The sequence below is a fragment of the Alicyclobacillus tolerans genome (assembly GCF_048984885.1).
In the GTDB taxonomy this organism is placed as follows: Bacteria; Bacillota; Bacilli; order Alicyclobacillales; family Alicyclobacillaceae; genus Alicyclobacillus_I; species Alicyclobacillus_I tolerans.
In genome coordinates this window covers 1,137,269-1,154,658 of record NZ_JBMGNK010000002.1, presented here as the reverse complement: position 1 = coordinate 1,154,658, position 17,390 = coordinate 1,137,269, and the positions used below count along the sequence as shown (strand labels likewise).

18 protein-coding genes are annotated in these 17,390 nt (G+C 45.8%); 5 read left to right on the top strand and 13 right to left on the bottom strand.

The genetic code is table 11. The features are described 5' to 3' along the window. Nucleotides 1-12: 12 nt before the first annotated feature. Nucleotides 13-435, top strand: a complete 423-nt coding sequence (locus ACOJUR_RS05690; RefSeq protein ID WP_072872832.1) for a DUF2269 family protein — start codon at nucleotides 13-15, stop codon at nucleotides 433-435. Nucleotides 436-482: 47 nt separating this feature from the next. Here the strand turns inward: ACOJUR_RS05690 and folB are convergent, their stop codons facing one another. The 5 genes from folB to ACOJUR_RS05665 all read right to left on the bottom strand — a co-directional run bounded on the left by folB (nucleotide 483) and on the right by ACOJUR_RS05665 (nucleotide 4,011). Then, a complete protein-coding gene (gene folB, locus ACOJUR_RS05685; protein ID WP_072872831.1) occupies nucleotides 483-845 on the bottom strand; it encodes a dihydroneopterin aldolase in 363 nt (120 codons plus the stop codon). Between the two features lie 71 nt (nucleotides 846-916). Beyond that, complete coding sequence (locus ACOJUR_RS05680) at nucleotides 917-1,723, bottom strand: glycosyltransferase family 2 protein (RefSeq protein WP_420949493.1); 807 nt, start codon at nucleotides 1,721-1,723, stop codon at nucleotides 917-919. A gap of 46 nt (nucleotides 1,724-1,769) precedes the next feature. Further along, entirely contained in the window at nucleotides 1,770-2,609 is an 840-nt protein-coding gene (locus ACOJUR_RS05675; protein ID WP_203114531.1) for a YihY/virulence factor BrkB family protein, read from the bottom strand. After that, entirely contained in the window at nucleotides 2,606-3,727 is a 1,122-nt protein-coding gene (locus ACOJUR_RS05670) for an RluA family pseudouridine synthase (protein WP_420949492.1), read from the bottom strand. The genes ACOJUR_RS05675 and ACOJUR_RS05670 overlap by 4 nt, the downstream gene beginning before the upstream one ends. Before the next feature lie 53 nt (nucleotides 3,728-3,780). Next, nucleotides 3,781-4,011 (bottom strand): NifU family protein, encoded by a 231-nt coding sequence (locus tag ACOJUR_RS05665; protein ID WP_072872827.1) that lies wholly within the window; start codon nucleotides 4,009-4,011, stop codon nucleotides 3,781-3,783. 220 nt (nucleotides 4,012-4,231) lie between these two features. On the opposite strand from ACOJUR_RS05665, the gene ACOJUR_RS05660 reads away from it, so the two are divergent. Next, nucleotides 4,232-4,426 carry a DUF378 domain-containing protein gene (locus tag ACOJUR_RS05660; protein ID WP_072872826.1) on the top strand — a complete coding sequence of 65 codons (195 nt, stop codon included), beginning with the start codon at nucleotides 4,232-4,234 and terminating at the stop codon, nucleotides 4,424-4,426. 55 nt (nucleotides 4,427-4,481) lie between these two features. On the opposite strand, the gene ACOJUR_RS05655 is transcribed toward ACOJUR_RS05660, so the two are convergent. From ACOJUR_RS05655 to ACOJUR_RS05640, 4 genes are all read right to left on the bottom strand, one after another. Next, entirely contained in the window at nucleotides 4,482-6,221 is a 1,740-nt protein-coding gene (locus tag ACOJUR_RS05655) for a FapA family protein (RefSeq protein ID WP_420949491.1), read from the bottom strand. Nucleotides 6,222-6,306: 85 nt separating this feature from the next. After that, entirely contained in the window at nucleotides 6,307-6,867 is a 561-nt protein-coding gene (locus ACOJUR_RS05650; protein WP_203114534.1) for a GNAT family N-acetyltransferase, read from the bottom strand. Nucleotides 6,868-7,092: 225 nt separating this feature from the next. After that, nucleotides 7,093-7,566 carry a hypothetical protein gene (locus tag ACOJUR_RS05645; protein ID WP_420949490.1) on the bottom strand — a complete coding sequence of 158 codons (474 nt, stop codon included), beginning with the start codon at nucleotides 7,564-7,566 and terminating at the stop codon, nucleotides 7,093-7,095. Nucleotides 7,567-7,681: 115 nt separating this feature from the next. Further along, nucleotides 7,682-9,838, bottom strand: coding sequence for an ATP-dependent helicase (locus ACOJUR_RS05640; RefSeq protein WP_420949489.1), 2,157 nt, complete (start codon nucleotides 9,836-9,838; stop codon nucleotides 7,682-7,684). 80 nt (nucleotides 9,839-9,918) lie between these two features. On the opposite strand from ACOJUR_RS05640, the gene ACOJUR_RS05635 reads away from it, so the two are divergent. Together ACOJUR_RS05635 and ACOJUR_RS05630 are read left to right on the top strand one after the other, a co-directional pair. Next, a complete protein-coding gene (locus ACOJUR_RS05635; RefSeq protein WP_072872821.1) occupies nucleotides 9,919-10,446 on the top strand; it encodes a DJ-1/PfpI family protein in 528 nt (175 codons plus the stop codon). A 38-nt stretch (nucleotides 10,447-10,484) separates the two neighbouring features. Beyond that, a complete protein-coding gene (locus ACOJUR_RS05630) occupies nucleotides 10,485-10,841 on the top strand; it encodes a hypothetical protein (RefSeq protein ID WP_165611919.1) in 357 nt (118 codons plus the stop codon). A 123-nt stretch (nucleotides 10,842-10,964) separates the two neighbouring features. Here the strand turns inward: ACOJUR_RS05630 and ACOJUR_RS05625 are convergent, their stop codons facing one another. Then, nucleotides 10,965-12,536: an acetate--CoA ligase gene (locus ACOJUR_RS05625; protein WP_420949488.1), complete on the bottom strand. Its 1,572-nt coding sequence runs from the start codon at nucleotides 12,534-12,536 to the stop codon at nucleotides 10,965-10,967. 216 nt (nucleotides 12,537-12,752) lie between these two features. On the opposite strand from ACOJUR_RS05625, the gene ACOJUR_RS05620 reads away from it, so the two are divergent. Next, the gene (locus ACOJUR_RS05620; RefSeq protein ID WP_165611918.1) at nucleotides 12,753-13,247 is read left to right on the top strand and encodes a L,D-transpeptidase; all 495 of its coding nucleotides are present in this window, start codon (nucleotides 12,753-12,755) and stop codon (nucleotides 13,245-13,247) included. Between the two features lie 44 nt (nucleotides 13,248-13,291). Here ACOJUR_RS05620 and ACOJUR_RS05615 read toward each other — a convergent pair whose 3' ends face one another. The 3 genes from ACOJUR_RS05615 to ACOJUR_RS05605 form a co-directional block, all read right to left on the bottom strand. Beyond that, nucleotides 13,292-14,503, bottom strand: coding sequence for an acyl-CoA dehydrogenase family protein (locus ACOJUR_RS05615; protein WP_420949487.1), 1,212 nt, complete (start codon nucleotides 14,501-14,503; stop codon nucleotides 13,292-13,294). After that, nucleotides 14,500-15,786 (bottom strand): MFS transporter, encoded by a 1,287-nt coding sequence (locus tag ACOJUR_RS05610; protein WP_083573998.1) that lies wholly within the window; start codon nucleotides 15,784-15,786, stop codon nucleotides 14,500-14,502. The genes ACOJUR_RS05615 and ACOJUR_RS05610 overlap by 4 nt, the downstream gene beginning before the upstream one ends. An 88-nt stretch (nucleotides 15,787-15,874) precedes the next feature. Continuing rightward, entirely contained in the window at nucleotides 15,875-17,386 is a 1,512-nt protein-coding gene (locus ACOJUR_RS05605; RefSeq protein ID WP_420949486.1) for a carboxypeptidase M32, read from the bottom strand. Nucleotides 17,387-17,390: the final 4 nt, after the last annotated feature.

The window sequence follows — 17,390 nt, the reverse complement described above, 5'->3', positions numbered from 1 at the left end:
GAGAGATCGTGCGTGCCTGCGATTTTTATGCCAGTACTGGTTGTCCATCTTATAGCTGTTTGTTCGAAACTTACCATTTTCTTCGCCATTCCTAGATTGCGTTCGGTAGCTGGTGTGACACGTTTCATCCAACGCTACCGCCCTTTTGAAACCACCGCCAATATTTTGTTGTGGATTACGGGCGGCTTACTCGTTCTTTTTTCCAGTCTAAAAATGCTTGAACAAGCATGGATGATTATTTCATTACTCCTCTATCTTCTGGTATTTGTCGCTATTCGTTACGGCCTATTTCGAGAGTTACAAAAAATATCTGACAGCCGCAAGATTTTGGCTGAAGCCGAATTAAAACGCTTGCGAGTCAGCAACTGGTGTATTGGTATTCTTGCTGTCGCCCTGCTTGCCATTATCGCCTATTTAATGAGTGTCCAGCCCTAATGCACAACCTCAAGCATCCCAGCATCATAGCATCCAACTCAACGGGTTTAATGACGGCGTCGCGTCATAAGCACACTCACCGTTTCAAAAATACCGGGGATAGGCGCCCCCGGTTTTTCAAGTTCCACCGTGACTTCTTCCACCAGCAGAAATCTTTCCAAAAGCACTTTCGCAACATCTTCTGCTACAGCCTCAATCAGTCGACGAGGAACTCCAGTAACAACTTCCTTTACAGTGCGATAAACAGCTGCGTAATCAACGGTATGTTTAATAGAGTCGGTAAGACCTGCCTGTTTTAAATCAATTTTTAAATTCAGATGAACGATAAACCGTTGACCTGTAACTGTCTCCTCTGGCATCACACCATGATAACCAAAAAACTGCAGACCACGTAGACGAATTTCATCCACTTGCTCATTCTCCCTTTCCTTGTCACATTGCCCTCATTCATACATCTGCTGGATGCGGCCAACTCTATGGTTCAATGCCAACCTTGCCAAATCTCTAGCGAACCATCCCAAAAAACTTCTGGCGAGTCACGGTATTTTGCCAACTCAGCCACTTCCGTCATTCTCCAGAAATTACTGCTTGGCAAATCTGGCAAGTGATGTTTTTCAATAAGACGTTCTAAAGAGGAGCGCATACTTTCAGGTCGGCTTGATTGGTTATGCCCAGCGAGCGATATTTGATAGAGCACACTGCAACCTGGTATGCGAACAGGAGATATTAGACGAGCCAAACGCAGCCATAAATCCCAGTCCCAATAATGTTCCATATTCACATCCAATCCACCAGCTCGCTCGAGAAGTGAAGAATGGACGGCAACAGCCGTAGCAAGCAAAGTATTGTAGTGTAAAAGCAGCCTTTCTCCATGCTGAAATGCAAACGTCCGACGTTCACGAACAACACCAGAAGCATCTCTAGCTACCATTTCCGCGTCTGTATAGACAAAGTTCATACCGTTTAGCAGGGCTTGGGCAAGCCGTTCTGCATGCTGAGGCAACCACCGGTCGTCATCATCACAAAAGGCAATCCATTCGCCATTGGCCCGCTCTATAGCGAGCTGACGAGCCTTTACTTGTCCAACCGGATCGCGCAACTCTAAAGCATTCACACGAAGGTTACGAGGTTTATCCAGCACCGACTGAATAGACTCGCCGCCATCGTTCACTACGCAAGCTTCAATCACACCTTCATAAGTTTGATGAGCCAGAGCATCTAGACAAGCAGACAAGTCTGGAAGTCGATTTTTTGTAGGAATAATGACTGAGAAAGTTGATTTCTCCAACCTTAACGTCCCCCCTTGATTTTATCCAATGAAAATGTTGGGTCGTTCACGATTCAAACTGAAGCATCCATTGATGAGATACTGCGGCACCAAACAAAGCGAGCGTGCTTGCCACATACATCCACAAAACAATAATCATTAAAATCGCCAGAGTGCCATATACCATCTCATACCGTACAAAACTCTCTGCATACCAGACAAACATCTGGCGAGCGATATCGAGAAGTACCGTTGCCACAAAGGCGCCAATCAATAACGGACGCAGTGGTGCATTATGGGTAGGTAGCATCCGATACAGAAGCACACAGGTAACAAACAGAACAAACGGAAACAAAAAATTAGTAATCGAAGGATAAGGGAGATGATGAAAGATAGAAATTCTCCAGAAAGCTGAATGGGAAAACGCCGCAGGAAACATGGCAAGCGCAATAGAAGTGACCATCATGACCAAAAGCAATAACGCAAACATGGCAAACCCTACCATACGCCGAGAAAAATAAGAGCGCGGTATCTTCACTTCAAAGATGACGTCAAGTGCCTGTTGAAGTGCAATAAAAGCGCTTGTGGCGCTCCACAGCAGCGAAATCAAGGAAAACAGCGTCACTTTAGCCCCAAGTCCAGCCAAACGTGTAATGTTGTCAGCAATAAATTTTTTCGCATCAGGAAGAGCAGGAAAAAAAGGCCTAACGGATTGAACCAAGGCGTGTTCCACCAAGTCGTTAGGAGCTAGAAAAGAGAGCGAATATAGAATTAACAACAAGAGAGGAAACATGGAGAAAAGTCCATAAAAACAAATCACTGCTGCAAGTGAGGCAATGTCTTTACGCGTCACATCCAACAACAAAGCCCAACAAAATCGTATGGTAACCTGAACTCTTTGTATCATGCCTGTACCTCTGCCCCATTCAGTTCTTTGTAAAGATGATGCAATTTTCTATCGAGTCGATGGTCTCCCACAAGTTCAAGCACAGGTTGCCAAGCTTGCGGCCAATGAGCAGTCAATAAATGAGCCTTCCCAGTATATGGATGGACAAAGGATAAAGCGTGAGCATGCAAAAAAAATGCTTCTTTGGTTGACTCTATTGCAGAATGATGATTCACTTGTCGAGCGGAGGACAACCTAGGCTGCAGAGCACCATACAAGACATCTCCCACAACAGGACAACCCCGCGAAGAAAGATGAACCCTTATCTGATGAGTGCGTCCGGTTTTTAACTGACAAGCAAGCAATGATACTTTCTGCTGACCATAAAAGAGTGGCGAGAAGAGCGTATGATACTCTGTAACTGCTGGCTGACCGCCTTTAGATACTCGATATCGTCCCGCATGGTGGCGATCCTTTCCTATAGAATCATTCAAGGTTCCATTCAAAGGCGACAGATTTCCTTCCACCAGAGCTACATAAAGCCGACGAATTTTATGTTTTGCCAACTGATGGTCAAGCGATCGCAACATCAGCGCATGCTTGGCGTATAGTACGATGCCACTCGTACCGCGATCGAGCCTATGCACATGATAGACAAATGGACTGCCCAGTTGTATAGAAACTCGTCTATCCAATGTGTCCTCTTCTGGTCGTTCACTATGTATCAGAATACCAGCTGGTTTTTGTACGGCCAGCAAATGAGGATCTTCAAAAAGAATCTCCGCACCAGGTGACTGAGTGGACACACGCTTCAAGTCGAGTTGTTGCAAAGTCGTAGGTGGTGCAAAAGCAGATAAATCTATAACGATTCGGTCGTCTGGATATATTTTGCTTTCAACATGCAAACGATTGGCGTCACGTGAAACGAGTCCTTGAGCATGCAGTCTACCAACGAAACCAGGAGGCAAAAACAACGCTTGTTCGAGCCATGCGCGGCTTGTACAAGGCTCATGCAAATCTCGTGCCAAGATTTCTAATTTCTGACCCTTGAGTTCCACTTTCAAGCGTTGCACCTCCTTCCTATCCATAAGATTAAAACGTAACCCATCCGTCAGCAACAGAAAGGCGCGTCGATTCACTGAACGACACGCCCCTGATGCCTGTTATGGTAAAATCTATGTCCAAGCAGTCTTCAACATGCCTCCACATGCTCAACTTCGGGTATTTGCTGGCGGATGGAGCGCTCAACTCCCATTTTCAAGGTCATCATACTGGCCGGGCATCCTACACACGCGCCAAGCAGGGAAACATAGACCGTTTTGGTCAAACTATCATAGGAAACAAACTCCACATCACCGCCATCTTGTTGAATGGCTTCCTTGATGGGAACCAACACTTCCCGAATCCGATTTTCCACATCCATATGCGCTCAACCCTCCTCACTTCGAGGCTCTACAATCTTTTCCCTAGTAGCATACCCCGAATGGCAAAAGGCTGCAACTGCTCCTGCTGATAGCTTTCTGCAGATCAGAACCACGATATGCGAAACTGGCACAGGAAAATTTCCGGTTTTTGCTCAAAAACTGGACACATGGAAAAGTCTCGCGGAGCGCATACTCTTTGTCGAAGGGGGTGGAGTTCCCATGAACAAGACAGCATTAGTTCTAGTTATCATTGGGGCACTCAACTGGCTGCTCGTTGGATTGTTCAAATTCGATCTTGTAGCAGCCCTGTTTGGTGGCACTACCGGACTTATCAGTCGTGTGGTTTATGTCATCATTGGGCTGGCTGGCCTCTATTGCATTTCCCTGCTCTTCTCTGATAGGGAAACCGTCTAGACACTCCAGCACTTATCCCCGCTAGCTGCATGCCTTCTGGCAGGCAGCTTTTTTGTTATGAGTCTTTTGTTGCGGGGACTGGCCATACGCATTGGCGCCACTCGTGCTGAACATGATGGGGAAAATCATCGACGATAAAAATTGTGCCTGGGTAAACGAGATCGGCAGATACTTGGCAACCATCCTCTTGACGAAGATGGATACGAGTTATTGACTCGGCGTGTGAACCAATAATTTTGGCAAAGACAGCCAAACCTGCTTCAATGTTGGAACCCAGAATGACGCCCGGCTTACCGAGTGCTTTTACAGTACCGCCAGCCCGCACGCGACATTGGTAAACTCCCTGATGTGTAATATCCACATCCCCCGCAGCACGCAAATCAGATGACTGCGCATAAGCGCACTGTATGGCGGCCAGTTCAGCTGACACTTCCCAGTTTTCTATCACACTCAACCACTTTTCCACTTCAGTACGATGAAGTACCCAACGCTGTATTGTAGTTGATTCCAAATACGCTTGGCGCATCCATTCTCCAGCCCGGCGCAATCTCCCCAGCCAGGGACCGAGATCGAGCGTAGGGTGCAACTCTATAAATTCTTGAAATCGCGTTGGCCAAACCAGTATCTCACGATATTTATCTGCCAAAAGAGAGGCAACAATGCGCGCATGGGAAATTTCTGAACCACGCGTCTTAACTGCTTCTTGCAAGCGTTCAACGGCCGATTGAAAAATTTGCCATTCTTGTAAGAAATCCTGAAGAAAATGGTATAGTTCTTGCAGGCAATGATAGCGCAGACCCGCATACAACTCTGACTGAAAAACTCCACCCGATATGATAATTCCCGCATCTCCAACAATTTTAGCCCGTGATACAATCCCTTGGACAAAAACTTGTCCTGAAGCAGCAATTTCTACACCTTGCTCCACATTGCCACGTACCAAAACATCGCCGTCAAACTGCACATGACCCTGCTTCGCCGTAAGAGATTCATTAAATTCCAACGTGGGAGCCACATCAAGCAAATCAGGACGGTGAATTACACGTCCTCCTCGCACAGAAATGAAAACTCCTTCATCGTTTTCTGCCAGCCCATCTCCAATACGTGGCAATTTGGCAGGAGGCGTATAAGGAGGGATGGCCGTACCATAAACACTGACGCCTGCCTCACCGCTTTCTTCCGGCAGACGTTTGGCTACGGAAACACCTTTTTGTACAGAAAGAATGGGACGCACTGGAACAATTCCATAGAGAGGTTCATGAACGGGCTGAACCAGAATGGTTACTCGCTCCGGCAAACCATCCACCGGCGGAGTACCGGAAGCGCAAACACAACTACCAGATTCACCGGAAGCGAGCAAACTATCAATAGCTTTCCAATCCACACCTTCAACAATTCTCTGTTCAGCAAGCAATTGTCTCACGTCGCTTCGCGTATAGGGCTGCGGCAAAACAGCTTCTTGAATGACATGCAATAGACAGACTGCAGTTGGAGGAGAATCGCCCAAGCGAAAGTGTTGCCCTTTTTGATATTCAATTTCGAGTGTAGCGTGAAGCGTATCTGGAGAGACTTGTATGCGTATCTCCCGATAAGGTTCCACATCAATGACACTGACCTGAATTTCCTGAAAGGCGTGCACCTGTACACGACCCACAACCTCCACACCGTCCACAAGCACATGCAAAGAAGGGTGACGAGCAACAATCAATGTCGGCGGCAAATCTTGTGGCTCGGCGAGTACCCGGATTTGATTATGCTCCACCTGTATGCGCCCTTGTGACAGTGTTTCTGACATCTGTGACGACTCCCTTTTATGTCCCGATCACGCTATTTTCTTTCTCCTCTCTATCAAATTCGACAAAATCCGCACGAATCCTTGCCTAAAGAATGCGTTTTTGGAAAGCAATTGAATGCGGTTCTAAACGAAATACTTCTTGAAAGCCAAGTTGCCTTGTAAAGTTGAGACTCTTTTCGTTATTCTCTTGCACAAAAACCTCAAGTACTTGAATTCCCTGTTCCTTTGCTCTCTTTTCAATACGCGCCATAACCTCGCGACCAATGCCGGATGACTGATACTGAGGCTCTAGCACCATTGCAGAGATATGCATTTTTTCTGCTGGCCCTACCAGATAAGAATAGTAGCCAATCCTTTTTCCGTCCTTTTCAATAATGACTGTTGGCGCCCCAGATTGCAGATAGTGCAGAAAAGTTGATTCTGGAAAAGGTTCACCAAATGCGTTCTGATGAATTCCTCCTAATTGTTCACTGGTCAATTTCACAATATATTCATCATCTTCTGGACGGCGCAGACGATAGGTTAACGCTGTTGGTAAACTGACGGAAGGCGTTTGACCTGTCGTTTGAGCTGTTTTTCTACCTTGCGGACGCTTTTTTTTGCGCACACTCTGTAATCCGGTAGACGTACGGCGTTTCTGTTGCATGCTAGTTCCTCCTCGCTTCGCGGGCTTCATCCAATCTCCACTGGAGACCACTGCCCCTCGCTTCACGGATCTCCATACAATCTGAATCGAAGACCCAGCCCAACTCACAACAGCCTATGCAAAAACATAGGCGTTGGTCCGTAGAAGAAGCATTCAGCATGCAAATTCATGTAAAAAGCTGTTCTCCTGTCCATCCTGCGGATGACTTTGAGAACAGCTTTGAATTTACGATTTCACGTTTGATTTCTTATTGTTTTTGCCTTTGCTCTCCGATTTTTCTCCAGTCGTTTTGGACGACGACTTTTTTTGTTTAGAAGGCGTCGGTGCTATCACATTACCAATATAATTTCCCGCAATGTCCATTTTGTATTTATGGTTGATCTCGATTTTATCGTATTCCTGTTTGGTGGTCCGAAATGTGACTGTCTGCATCTTACTCATCTGCATTCCACGCATAGCTTGAGAGACAGTAACTCGGCCTACCACTTGATAAGATTTCATTTTCATAAATCGCGCCCAACCCTGTTGTGGTCTTTCTTTAGTAATTTTCTTATTGAGAACGAAAACTTCATGTCTTTCTTTCATAGATAGGTATTGCTCATCAAACGCTTTTTGTTTTTTCCTCGTGTAGAGAAATACACCCAGATAAACTGCGACAAAAACCACAAAAAGGATGCCAATGATTATCCAGTAACGCACACTGATTTGCCTCCTGACCGCAAGCCTGTCGGTTCTTCATTATTGTATAAACTTGCGATGGAAATGTATCCGTATTGTACCACGCTCACTGAACAACGGAAACGAGATCGGCCTATTACGCTTTTTTTCGTTCCACAGCAGGCTTGGCGTAACGTTTGGGAAACGTCTTCATCCCAATGCGCGGATGACACATTACAGTTAACTGTTCTTCACCCGTTTTGACATCTTTGCCAATTTCCAAAACAATACCTTCTCCAAACTGTGGGTGAATCACTTTATCTCCCGCTGAATAAGAGTAAATGACATCATTGGTTAATCTTTCACGCTCCACAAGTTGGGCAGGTAACTCGGCCAAAAAACGCGAAGGCTCACGCATGCTGGTCTGTCCAAAAAGAGTACGCTCGCTGCAATACGTTAAATATAACTTGTCTTTAGCTCGCGTTAACCCAACATAACAAAGGTTGCGCTCCTCTTCTATGCCCTGTTCATCATCTAGAGAACGCGCATGAGGAAACAGCGTCTCTTCCATGCCAACCAGGAAAACGACAGGAAACTCCAGGCCTTTACTCGCATGCAAAGTCATCAGTCGAACACTGTCCCGCTCCTTGCCTTTATCTTTATCCACATCACTCAGCAGAGAGACTTCCGCCAAAAACTCAGCCACTGAACCACCCCGACGCCGATCAAATGATTGGCTGACGGTCAGAAGTTCATCAATATTTTCAAGGCGCTGCTGGTCTTCTGTTTTGTTGCTCTCCGCATACATCTTGCGATAGCCTGTCCCATGAAGAACTTCGGCCAGAAATTCTGTCACACTCATGCCTTCCATCCATAGTCTAAGCTCTTCGAGTGTCTGATAGAACTGTTCAGCGGCTAATGCCGCTTTTTCTGTCAAACCTGCTTCCCGTCCAGAGGCAAGTGCCTCATACAAAGTTTTATTTTCAGCATGCGCATAGTCTAACAGTTTTCCCAGCGTACCATCACCGAGTCCACGTCTTGGTACATTGGCAATTCGCAACAAGGAAATTTCATCTTTGGGATTGACAAGAACACGTAGATAGGCAAAGACATCTTTAATTTCTCGACGATCGTAAAAAGTCAATCCTCCTACTATGGTATAAGGTATGGCTTGACTCATCAAAGCTTCTTCAATAGCCCGTGACTGAGCATTGGCACGATATAGTACAGCACAATCTCCAGGGCGTCCGCCGGATTGCAGGTGCGCTTGAATGGTGTCAGCCACATATCGCGCTTCTGCTTCGCTGTCTGTTAACTCGGCCACACGGATGGGCCAACCTCCTTCACGAACGGCTCGCAGGTTTTTTTCCTTCCGGCGTTTGTTCTGGGCAATCAAGGCATTGGCCGCATGGAGAATGGTTTCAGTAGAACGATAATTGCGTTCTAATAAGATAACCTTCGCTTCTGGAAAATCCTTCTCAAAACGCAGCATGTTTTCGATATCTGCTCCACGCCACGCATAAATCGCTTGGTCAGAATCACCAACAGCGCAAAGATTACGATATTGATCAACCAACATCCGGACAAGAAGATATTGGGCACGGTTGGTGTCCTGGTATTCATCAATATGCAGATAGCGGAATTTTTCTTGATAGTATTGGAGAACATCCGAATGATCGCGAAAAAGTTTGACCGTCAAACCTATTAAATCATCAAAATCCATACTTGAAGCGGCAAAAAGACGATCTTGATAAACGGGATAAATTTGTGATGCTACCGCCTCTGTCAAATTTTTGGCCGATCTCGATTTGGACAATTGTGCTTCTGTCACCAATTCATTCTTCCAACGCGAGATGACAAAATGGACTGCGGCTGGATCGAATTTTTTCGGATCGTAATGTGCATCCAGTAACGACTGAGCAATTAATGCTCGTTGGTCATCACTGTCGAGAATTGTAAAATTCAAATCATAGCCCAGTCTGTCAGCATGGCGGCGAAGAATTTTTACACATATTGAATGGAAAGTCCCCATCCACAGATCGCGCGCAGCATCTCCAACCAGTTTCTGCACGCGTGTTTGCATTTCGCGAGCCGCTTTATTGGTAAACGTGATCGCCAAAATTTGATGAGGGTTAGCCAAGTGTTGGGCAAGCAAATACGCTATGCGGCGGGTAAGCACACTCGTCTTGCCACTACCTGCCCCAGCCACCACAAGCACTGGTCCCTCTGTTGTCTGAACGGCTGTACGCTGCTCATCATTGAGTCCGCCAAGCAGTTCCTCAACGCGCACGGGTATTGATGTTTTGTCTTTCATAGAGAAACAGCAACTCCTGCATGACTTTTTTTCCTGCTGCGTGTACGATGCAGATGAAGAAGAAAGCGAGGTGTACACAAATGAAAGCAGCATTGTTGGCATTTGAAGGTTGTTCTCTCTGGCAGATGGGTCAAGTCAACCAGAGTTTAACAGACGCGGGCATCGTCATTCGCACCCTAACTCCGGGAGGAAATAAAATTCGTCTGGATGGGCAGCAATGGTTGCTTGCTGATAGCGCACTGGAACCATCAGCCGCATTTGATTATACCATCGTTCTAGTACCAGGCGGGCGATATACGCCAACAGTTGCTGAAAATCCTCACGCCATCCGTTTTTTGCGCCAAGCAGACAGTCATCACGCCTGGATATTAGCTACAGGCCAAGGCGTTGGTTTATTGGCTACGGCTGGTTTGCTTGGCGGTCTGCAAGTGGCTATTGACGACGAATGTGAACAACTCTATTCCTATCGACTGCAAAATGTGCAAAAATCAAATCAAGTACTGGCTGTCCACGGAAATATTTTGAGCGCGCACGCGCATGCCGGAGCCAGTATGGCCAGTTGGTTTTACAGGCACGTTCTTTTAAACGACTATTTAAAGAAAGGATGAGAAGGCTGGCAAGAAAAAATTGGATTTGGATTATTTTATTGGCAGGTTTTCTAATCATCTATAAGTTGCATAGCACTCCGAGTGCAGAAATACCTGCACATTATAGCGACGGTTCATCTATTCGCATTCCCGTCAAAACGCAAAACGTGACAACCCAAAATGAAACTTGGACACTGACGCGAAACAGCGCTGGAGCTGCTTTTGTCAGCGTGTATAACCATCAGCGACTGGTACAGATTTTCCCAAGCTCTGGGCATCCCGAGCACCGACATCAGGATCTGGTATTTGCCACGCATGGAAATATCACCTTGAGTGGTGTTCTGTATCAAGCAGAACAGATTGTTGTCGATCCGGCAAATCAATCAGGATTTATCATTCTCAAAAAGGTTAATTAGGGTCTGCTGAACGGGTCGTGCATCAGCTGGATTGGGCGGCGTGACAGTAGTATGGAACAACAATGCAAGAAATAGAGTCATGAAACCGTTCAGCAGATTCTAATAAAAAGCAGAACCTAAGAACTAGGTCCTGCTCCAAGAGGAATTTTTTTGTTCTTTGTTGCGCAATTCGACACGCCGGATTTTCCCACTGGTTGTCTTCGGCAAATCTCTAACAAATTCAATTTTTCGGGGATACTTGTAGGGTGCTGTCAGTTGCTTTACATGATTTTGTAATTCCTCAACTAACTTCTCACCCAGAAATTCATCTTCCGGATTGCGCAAAACGACAAAAGCCTTGACAATATGGCCACGCTCTTCATCTGGACTGGCAACTACTGCACATTCTGCTACTTTGGGATGCTTGACTAAAGCGTCTTCAACTTCAAAGGGCCCTATTGTATATCCCGCAGATATGATGATGTCATCTGAACGACCTTCAAACCAAAGATAGCCCTCTGAGTCTTGACGACCTTTATCCCCGGTAATGTACCATTCTCCTCGAAATGCCGCCTGGGTTCGTTCTGGATCATTTAAATAGCCACGGAAAAGTGCTGGAAATGACTTATGCACAGCAATATGCCCAACTTCTCCTACCGGTAGCGGCTGACCTTCCTCATTGACTATGGCAATACGCATTCCAGGAAAAGGTTTGCCCATGGAGCCGGCACGAACTTCCATATCTTTGAGCGTACCCACCAAAAGACTATTCTCCGTTTGACCGTAACCATCTCGAACTAAAACTGAAAATTCTCTCTGAAATGTATCAATAACCTCACGATTTAGAGGTTCTCCGGCAGAACAGGCTGATCTTAACTTTAACTGGAACCTTTGCAAACCATTCACTTTGGCCATCAAACGATATTCTGTAGGTGTCGCACAAAGTAAAGTGATTCCGTAATCATTCAGCAATTGCAAATAAGTTTCGGGTTGAAAACGTCCGGTATAGACAAACCCTGTTGCGCCATTGCCAAGCACCGAAACAAATGGGCTCCACACCCATTTAGCCCATCCAGGACCAGCTGTAGCCCAAGCTAAATCTTCAGGTTTCGCATCAAACCAGTATGTTCCTGCTACTTTTAAATGTTCTCGAGGCCAACTGTATACGTGCTGAACTCCTTTAGGACCACCCGTCGTACCACTGGTATAGGAAAGAAAAGCCAATGCTTCATCATCCATAGGTTGAACCAGTGGATGATGAGAAACTCCTTGCACAATGTCATCTAACGATTTCCAACCTTCATGCGCCACTCCAGCCACAAAGCGATATTTGACCGGTTGTTGCTCAAGCGCCTTTTCAACCTCAGAAAGCAGTCCTTCATCCGCAATGACAGCTTCTACACCAGCATGTTGGAGTCGATAGACTATATCATGAGAACGCAACATTTCCGAGCCTGGCAATATTGTGGCACCAATTCGCAATAAGGCCAAATAGACAGTGTATGGCAAAATACCACGCGGCAATAGTACAAGTACTCGTGAACCCATATGCAAACCCTGCAGTTGTAACGCTCTAGCCAGTTGAGAACTGTGCGCAGTCAACTCGGCATATGTAAGGTGGCTTTCCTTTCTATTTTCGTCCACACAAATCAAGGCCAGCTTATTTCCAGCTAATTGGGCAATTTCATCAATTTTCTCGGCAAAATTATATGTCACATAACCATCTCCAAAGGAATGATTTTCTATGATTATGTATTCAATCTACCTTATTTAACGCTACACGGAAAAGAAAATTTGGTCAATATTGAATAGTAGAAAATTTTTATGGGAGCATTTATGTATGAGACGTTGAAGGAAAAACAAACTAATTCAGTAACATGTGCAGATTCGATGCGATTTGCGACAATTTCAAATGAATGGCAGGAGGTCTTCATGAAAAACTATCGATACGTTTATCGCTCTATTCAAACTGGCGCTTTTTTTTCTGTCGTCTTAGGATTGATGTTGCCAAACATCGCTTCCGCTAAGGATAGCCCATCAACTTCCTCCTACCGGCTTGAAGTTTCTCTTTCTTCACAACATGTGCTCGTCTATCAGGGAGATCGGCTGCTGGCCGACATGTTAGCGTCAACAGGCAGTCCGCATGAAAAAACACCTCTTGGCCACTTTCACATTCAAGCAGAACGCGGGGTGTGGTTTTACTCACCTTTATACAATGAGGGAGCAAAATACTGGATTTCCTTTAAAAATCACGGAGAATTTCTGTTTCACAGTATTCCCATGGATATCCACCAGCACATTTTAAAATCAGAGGCGCAAAAATTAGGTCAACCAGCTTCACACGGCTGCGTGCGTCTCTCCCTGAAAGACGCTCAATGGCTGTATACACATATTCCTAATGGAACGGACGTATACATTCACCCCTAGCTTTCGTCTATATCGACATGCCTTTTTGACCCATCTGATCACACTTAGAATAAGGGTAATCTTGAATCACTGTTGCGAGCTTTCTGTATTTCATTGACAGCTGCTTCGGAAAGCATACGCAAAACCACATCATCCATAGGCGGATTATGCAATCCCGCGCGCACGTCACGATAAAACCGTTCTAAAGGATAAGAACGGGAAAGACTTTGTGCCCCCACTACACGCATAGCGAGATCGACCACATCCATCGCAGCTTGGACTGCAATTGTTTTGACCGCACCAAGAGCAGGCCTCAATGTAGGACGATCCGATTTACTCGCTCTATCCCATCGTCTCGCCATGTCGTACATCAACGTTCGAGCGCTTAACAATTTCATTTCCATCTGTCCCAATTTTTCTTGGATATGCGGAACATGCGCAATGGGTTGGGCTAGACTATTAGGCTGATACTCCGCAGCATAGCGGACAGCAAAATCTCTGGCAGCCATTGCAATACCAAGATAACAAGCCGGAATATGCAACATCCAACCACCACCATCACGATTGCGCGGTGATTTTTCTCCCGGCTTTAAGCGTGCAACCAAATAACGATGGGGCACAAAAATATTTTCCATGACAATATCATGGCTTCCTGTTGCTCTCATACCCATCATATTCCATGTTTCTACAATTTGGACTTGATTGCCGGTAATGAGAAATTCGCCGACATCTTCAGAATCTTCAATACCAGCTGTAATTAGAATCCAGTGTAATTCAGGAGAAAGTGTGCTAAACGTTTTTCGGCCAGTCAATAGAAATCCATCTTCCACTTGCCTGGCAGTTGTTTGCGGTCGTCCGCCGCGACTTGGACTTCCTGTGGCAGGTTCCGTTGCGCAAGAGTTCATGAGCCAGCCGTTTTGAACAGCGGTTGTAGCAACTTCCGCAAACACTTCTTCTGGTAATGCGTCGGTGGCTGATAAATTCAGGAACAAGCCCATATGCCAACCAATCGCAAGCGCGGTAGACCCATCGCCCTGAGCTAATTCTTCTTGATGAGCCAGCAATTCATATAATGATAAACCGAGACCACCATACATTTCTGGAACTGTCCAACCCACATAACCCGCCTGTCGCAGTGCTGCAATATTTTCGTGGGGAAATGATGAATCTGTATCGTGAAGTGCTGCCCGATTTGAGAACTGCTGCGACAATTCACGAATGATTTTAAAACGCTTTAACGCCTTTTCATCATCCAAAAACCAATGAAGTTGACTCATACTCCCACCTCATTTTGGAATGCTTGCCTTCTTTCTCGAATAAACAGACTGCCTATCACGCCGAGCAAGGTAAAACCTGTGGGCACCAAAAAGGCAACCGCATATGCCGTATGGATACCTTGGCGAAGGTGAGCATCATACAGTGCGCCAAACAGTACAGGTAAAAGAACTGCTGATAAAAAGCCGCCCGTATTGGCAAATCCAGAAGTCACACCAGCACGCTCTGCAGGAGTCTGATCTCGAATCACGGCAAACGTCAGCAAACTACCTCCCGATCCCAATCCGAGTACAAACATAAGCATATAGGCAATCAGTACGGGTGGTTGCCCAGCAAAAAGCGGAACAGACAGCCAAGAGAGACAAATGAACACTTGCAGGACAATATAGGTACCACGACGCGAACCGATACGGTCAGTCAGCGTACCCGCAAGCGGGCCACCGATCAAGGCACCTACAAAGGCTGTCAAAGTAAACGTTGTGGCTAAAGAACGGTTGACTGCATACGTATGTTCAAAATAAGGAACAGCCCAAAGCCCCACAAAACCGATATACGTTCCAACCGCTGAAAAATGGCAAAAAAACGTAGCCCAAGCATTTCTGTCTTGAATCACAGTAGATAAAATGCTTCGAATGGGAACAGGTTTAATTTTAAACTGCTCTGGTTGATCCGATAGGACAGACACCCTATCCAAGGTTGGCCTTTTTTTCCGAATCACTGCAAAATCAAATACGGCCGTGATGACGAGCAAAATTCCAAGAAGAGCAAAAGGTTCACGCCAACCAGCAACTGTCGTCCAGGCGGCAAACGGAATCGTGGTCAACAATGCGCCCACATTTCCTGCTGTGGACACAATACCAAGTAAAGCGCCAAATTGAGACGGGAGAAAGTAGCCTCCGATGATCAATACAATATTCACCCAAATGAGCGCATCACCTAAGCCAACGACAGCTCTACCGACTAGAAGCATGGCAAACTGGTGGCTATCCGCAAAACAAAGCGTTCCTATGCCGTCTAAACAAACGCCGGCTGCCAGAAGCTTCTCAGGGCCAAGTTTGTCTCCAGAAAGCCCAACTGGAATCTGCAAAATCATATAAAGCAAATATTGCACGCTGGTCATTGTGCCTAATACAGCGCCACTTACATGGAAAGTATGCTGCAAAGTGGTCGACACAACACCCGGTCCTGTCCGTTGCATAAAAGCCAATAGATAAGACATACAGAGAAGTAGCCCTATCCAAAATCTTTTCCCCAACATAGTCTGAATTCGAGCTTGCCAGGGCATGTTCTTTCACCTCTCTCGGCAAGTCAAACGGCGCCCCGGAATATTTTCCGGATCGCCGTCGCCTGCTCTCCCAGCTCTTTTTCTTTTCTTACACTTGATATATATCGCTCATTTTTTGTTGCAAGTAACGAATGAGATAATCTGCAGACAGCGGTTTCCCTGTAGCCTGCTCGATCAATTCGCTTGGTAAAAGCACTTTTCCGTGACTATGCACTCGAGTTGAAAACCATTCCAAGACTTGCGAGAAATCCCCTTCTGACCACTGTTTTTCAATATCGGGAATTTCTTTGTAAAGCGTCTCTCGAAACTGAGCTGCGTATAGATTGCCAAGCGAATAAGTGGGAAAATATCCAAAGTCTCCCCCCGACCAGTGTACATCCTGCAAAACGCCCAGCGCGTCGTTTGGCGTCTCAAGCCCTAGATAATCGCGAACCTTCTCATTCCAGAGTCGAGGCAAATCACCAACTTCACACGTTTCTTCAAAAAGTGCACGTTCAATTTCATAACGAATCATAATGTGTAAATTATAAGTCAATTCATCTGCCTCAATACGAATGAGTGATGGCTCAACATGGTTTGCTGCTTGATATAGAGTCTCAAGATGGACATCAGCAAACAATCCAGGAAATGCTGCTTGAAAGTCTCCATAAATCGCCTGCAGAAAAGACCGGGATCGACCCAACATGTTTTCCCAGAAACGAGATTGAGATTCATGAATACCCATAGAAGCTCCATGACAAAGCGGTGTACCAATCAGTTCAGCACTGACGTGCTGTTCGTAAAGAGCGTGGCCGCCCTCGTGTAAGGTGCTGTACATAGCGTTCAATACGTCATCGAGAACAAACTTGGTGGTTACGCGCACATCATAATGATTGAGGGATTCCTCAAAAGGGTGAGCGGTCTCATCCAAACGTCCAGCCTGAAAATCATATCCAATTCGTTCCAAAAGTTTTTCACTAAAATGACGTTGCTGATGAATCGGCGCTTCCCGACGCAACGAAACAGGGAATTTAGGAAAACCTTTCTCGCCGATCCGTTGTACCAAATCAACGGTAGCCTCCCGCAGTTGTTTAAAAATCGGATCTATTTTGGCTACTGTCAGTCCTGGCTCATATAAATTGAGCAAAGTGTCGTAAGGGTGATTTTGAATCCCCCAATATTGAATAAATTCTCGCTTAAAAGCGATGATTTTTTCCAAATAAGGCTTTAAAAGACTAAAATTAGCCTGTTTTTTAGCCTCTTCCCATACAGATTGCGATTTAGCAACAAGCATGACATACGCTTGGTGCCGTTCGGGAGGGATTTTTTTGCTGCGCTCATACGTTTCACGCACCACGCGAAGCAGAGCGCGATCGACCTGAGACAGTTCCGCTTCCGCACTGGTCAGTTCATTCAGATAACGGCCCATATTTTCACTGGTTAACATGGCGAAAATCTTTGCCGACAGTGTTCCGAGCGCTTCCGCACGCAATTCATGTCCTTTTTTGGGCGCTCCAGTACGTAAATCCCATTCCATCAGCCGTGTAGCTTCCTCGTAATGTCCAATTTCTCGCAGTTCACTTCGAAACTTTTGCAGTAAACTCTGCAAGTCCTGATTCATATAG

Excerpts from the sequence above, each read along its gene's own strand:
- ACOJUR_RS05675 (WP_203114531.1), bottom strand. The coding sequence starts at position 2,609 with ATGATACAAAGAGTTCAGGTTACCATACGATTTTGTTGGGCTTTGTTG.
- ACOJUR_RS05665 (WP_072872827.1), bottom strand. The coding sequence starts at position 4,011 with ATGGATGTGGAAAATCGGATTCGGGAAGTGTTGGTTCCCATCAAGGAA.
- ACOJUR_RS05660 (WP_072872826.1), top strand. The coding sequence starts at position 4,232 with ATGAACAAGACAGCATTAGTTCTAGTTATCATTGGGGCACTCAACTGG.
- ACOJUR_RS05655 (WP_420949491.1), bottom strand. The coding sequence starts at position 6,221 with ATGTCAGAAACACTGTCACAAGGGCGCATACAGGTGGAGCATAATCAA.
- ACOJUR_RS05650 (WP_203114534.1), bottom strand. The coding sequence starts at position 6,867 with ATGCAACAGAAACGCCGTACGTCTACCGGATTACAGAGTGTGCGCAAA.
- ACOJUR_RS05640 (WP_420949489.1), bottom strand. The coding sequence starts at position 9,838 with ATGAAAGACAAAACATCAATACCCGTGCGCGTTGAGGAACTGCTTGGC.
- ACOJUR_RS05635 (WP_072872821.1), top strand. The coding sequence starts at position 9,919 with ATGAAAGCAGCATTGTTGGCATTTGAAGGTTGTTCTCTCTGGCAGATG.
- ACOJUR_RS05620 (WP_165611918.1), top strand. The coding sequence starts at position 12,753 with ATGAAAAACTATCGATACGTTTATCGCTCTATTCAAACTGGCGCTTTT.
- ACOJUR_RS05615 (WP_420949487.1), bottom strand. The coding sequence starts at position 14,503 with ATGAGTCAACTTCATTGGTTTTTGGATGATGAAAAGGCGTTAAAGCGT.
- ACOJUR_RS05610 (WP_083573998.1), bottom strand. The coding sequence starts at position 15,786 with ATGCCCTGGCAAGCTCGAATTCAGACTATGTTGGGGAAAAGATTTTGG.
- ACOJUR_RS05605 (WP_420949486.1), bottom strand. The coding sequence starts at position 17,386 with ATGAATCAGGACTTGCAGAGTTTACTGCAAAAGTTTCGAAGTGAACTG.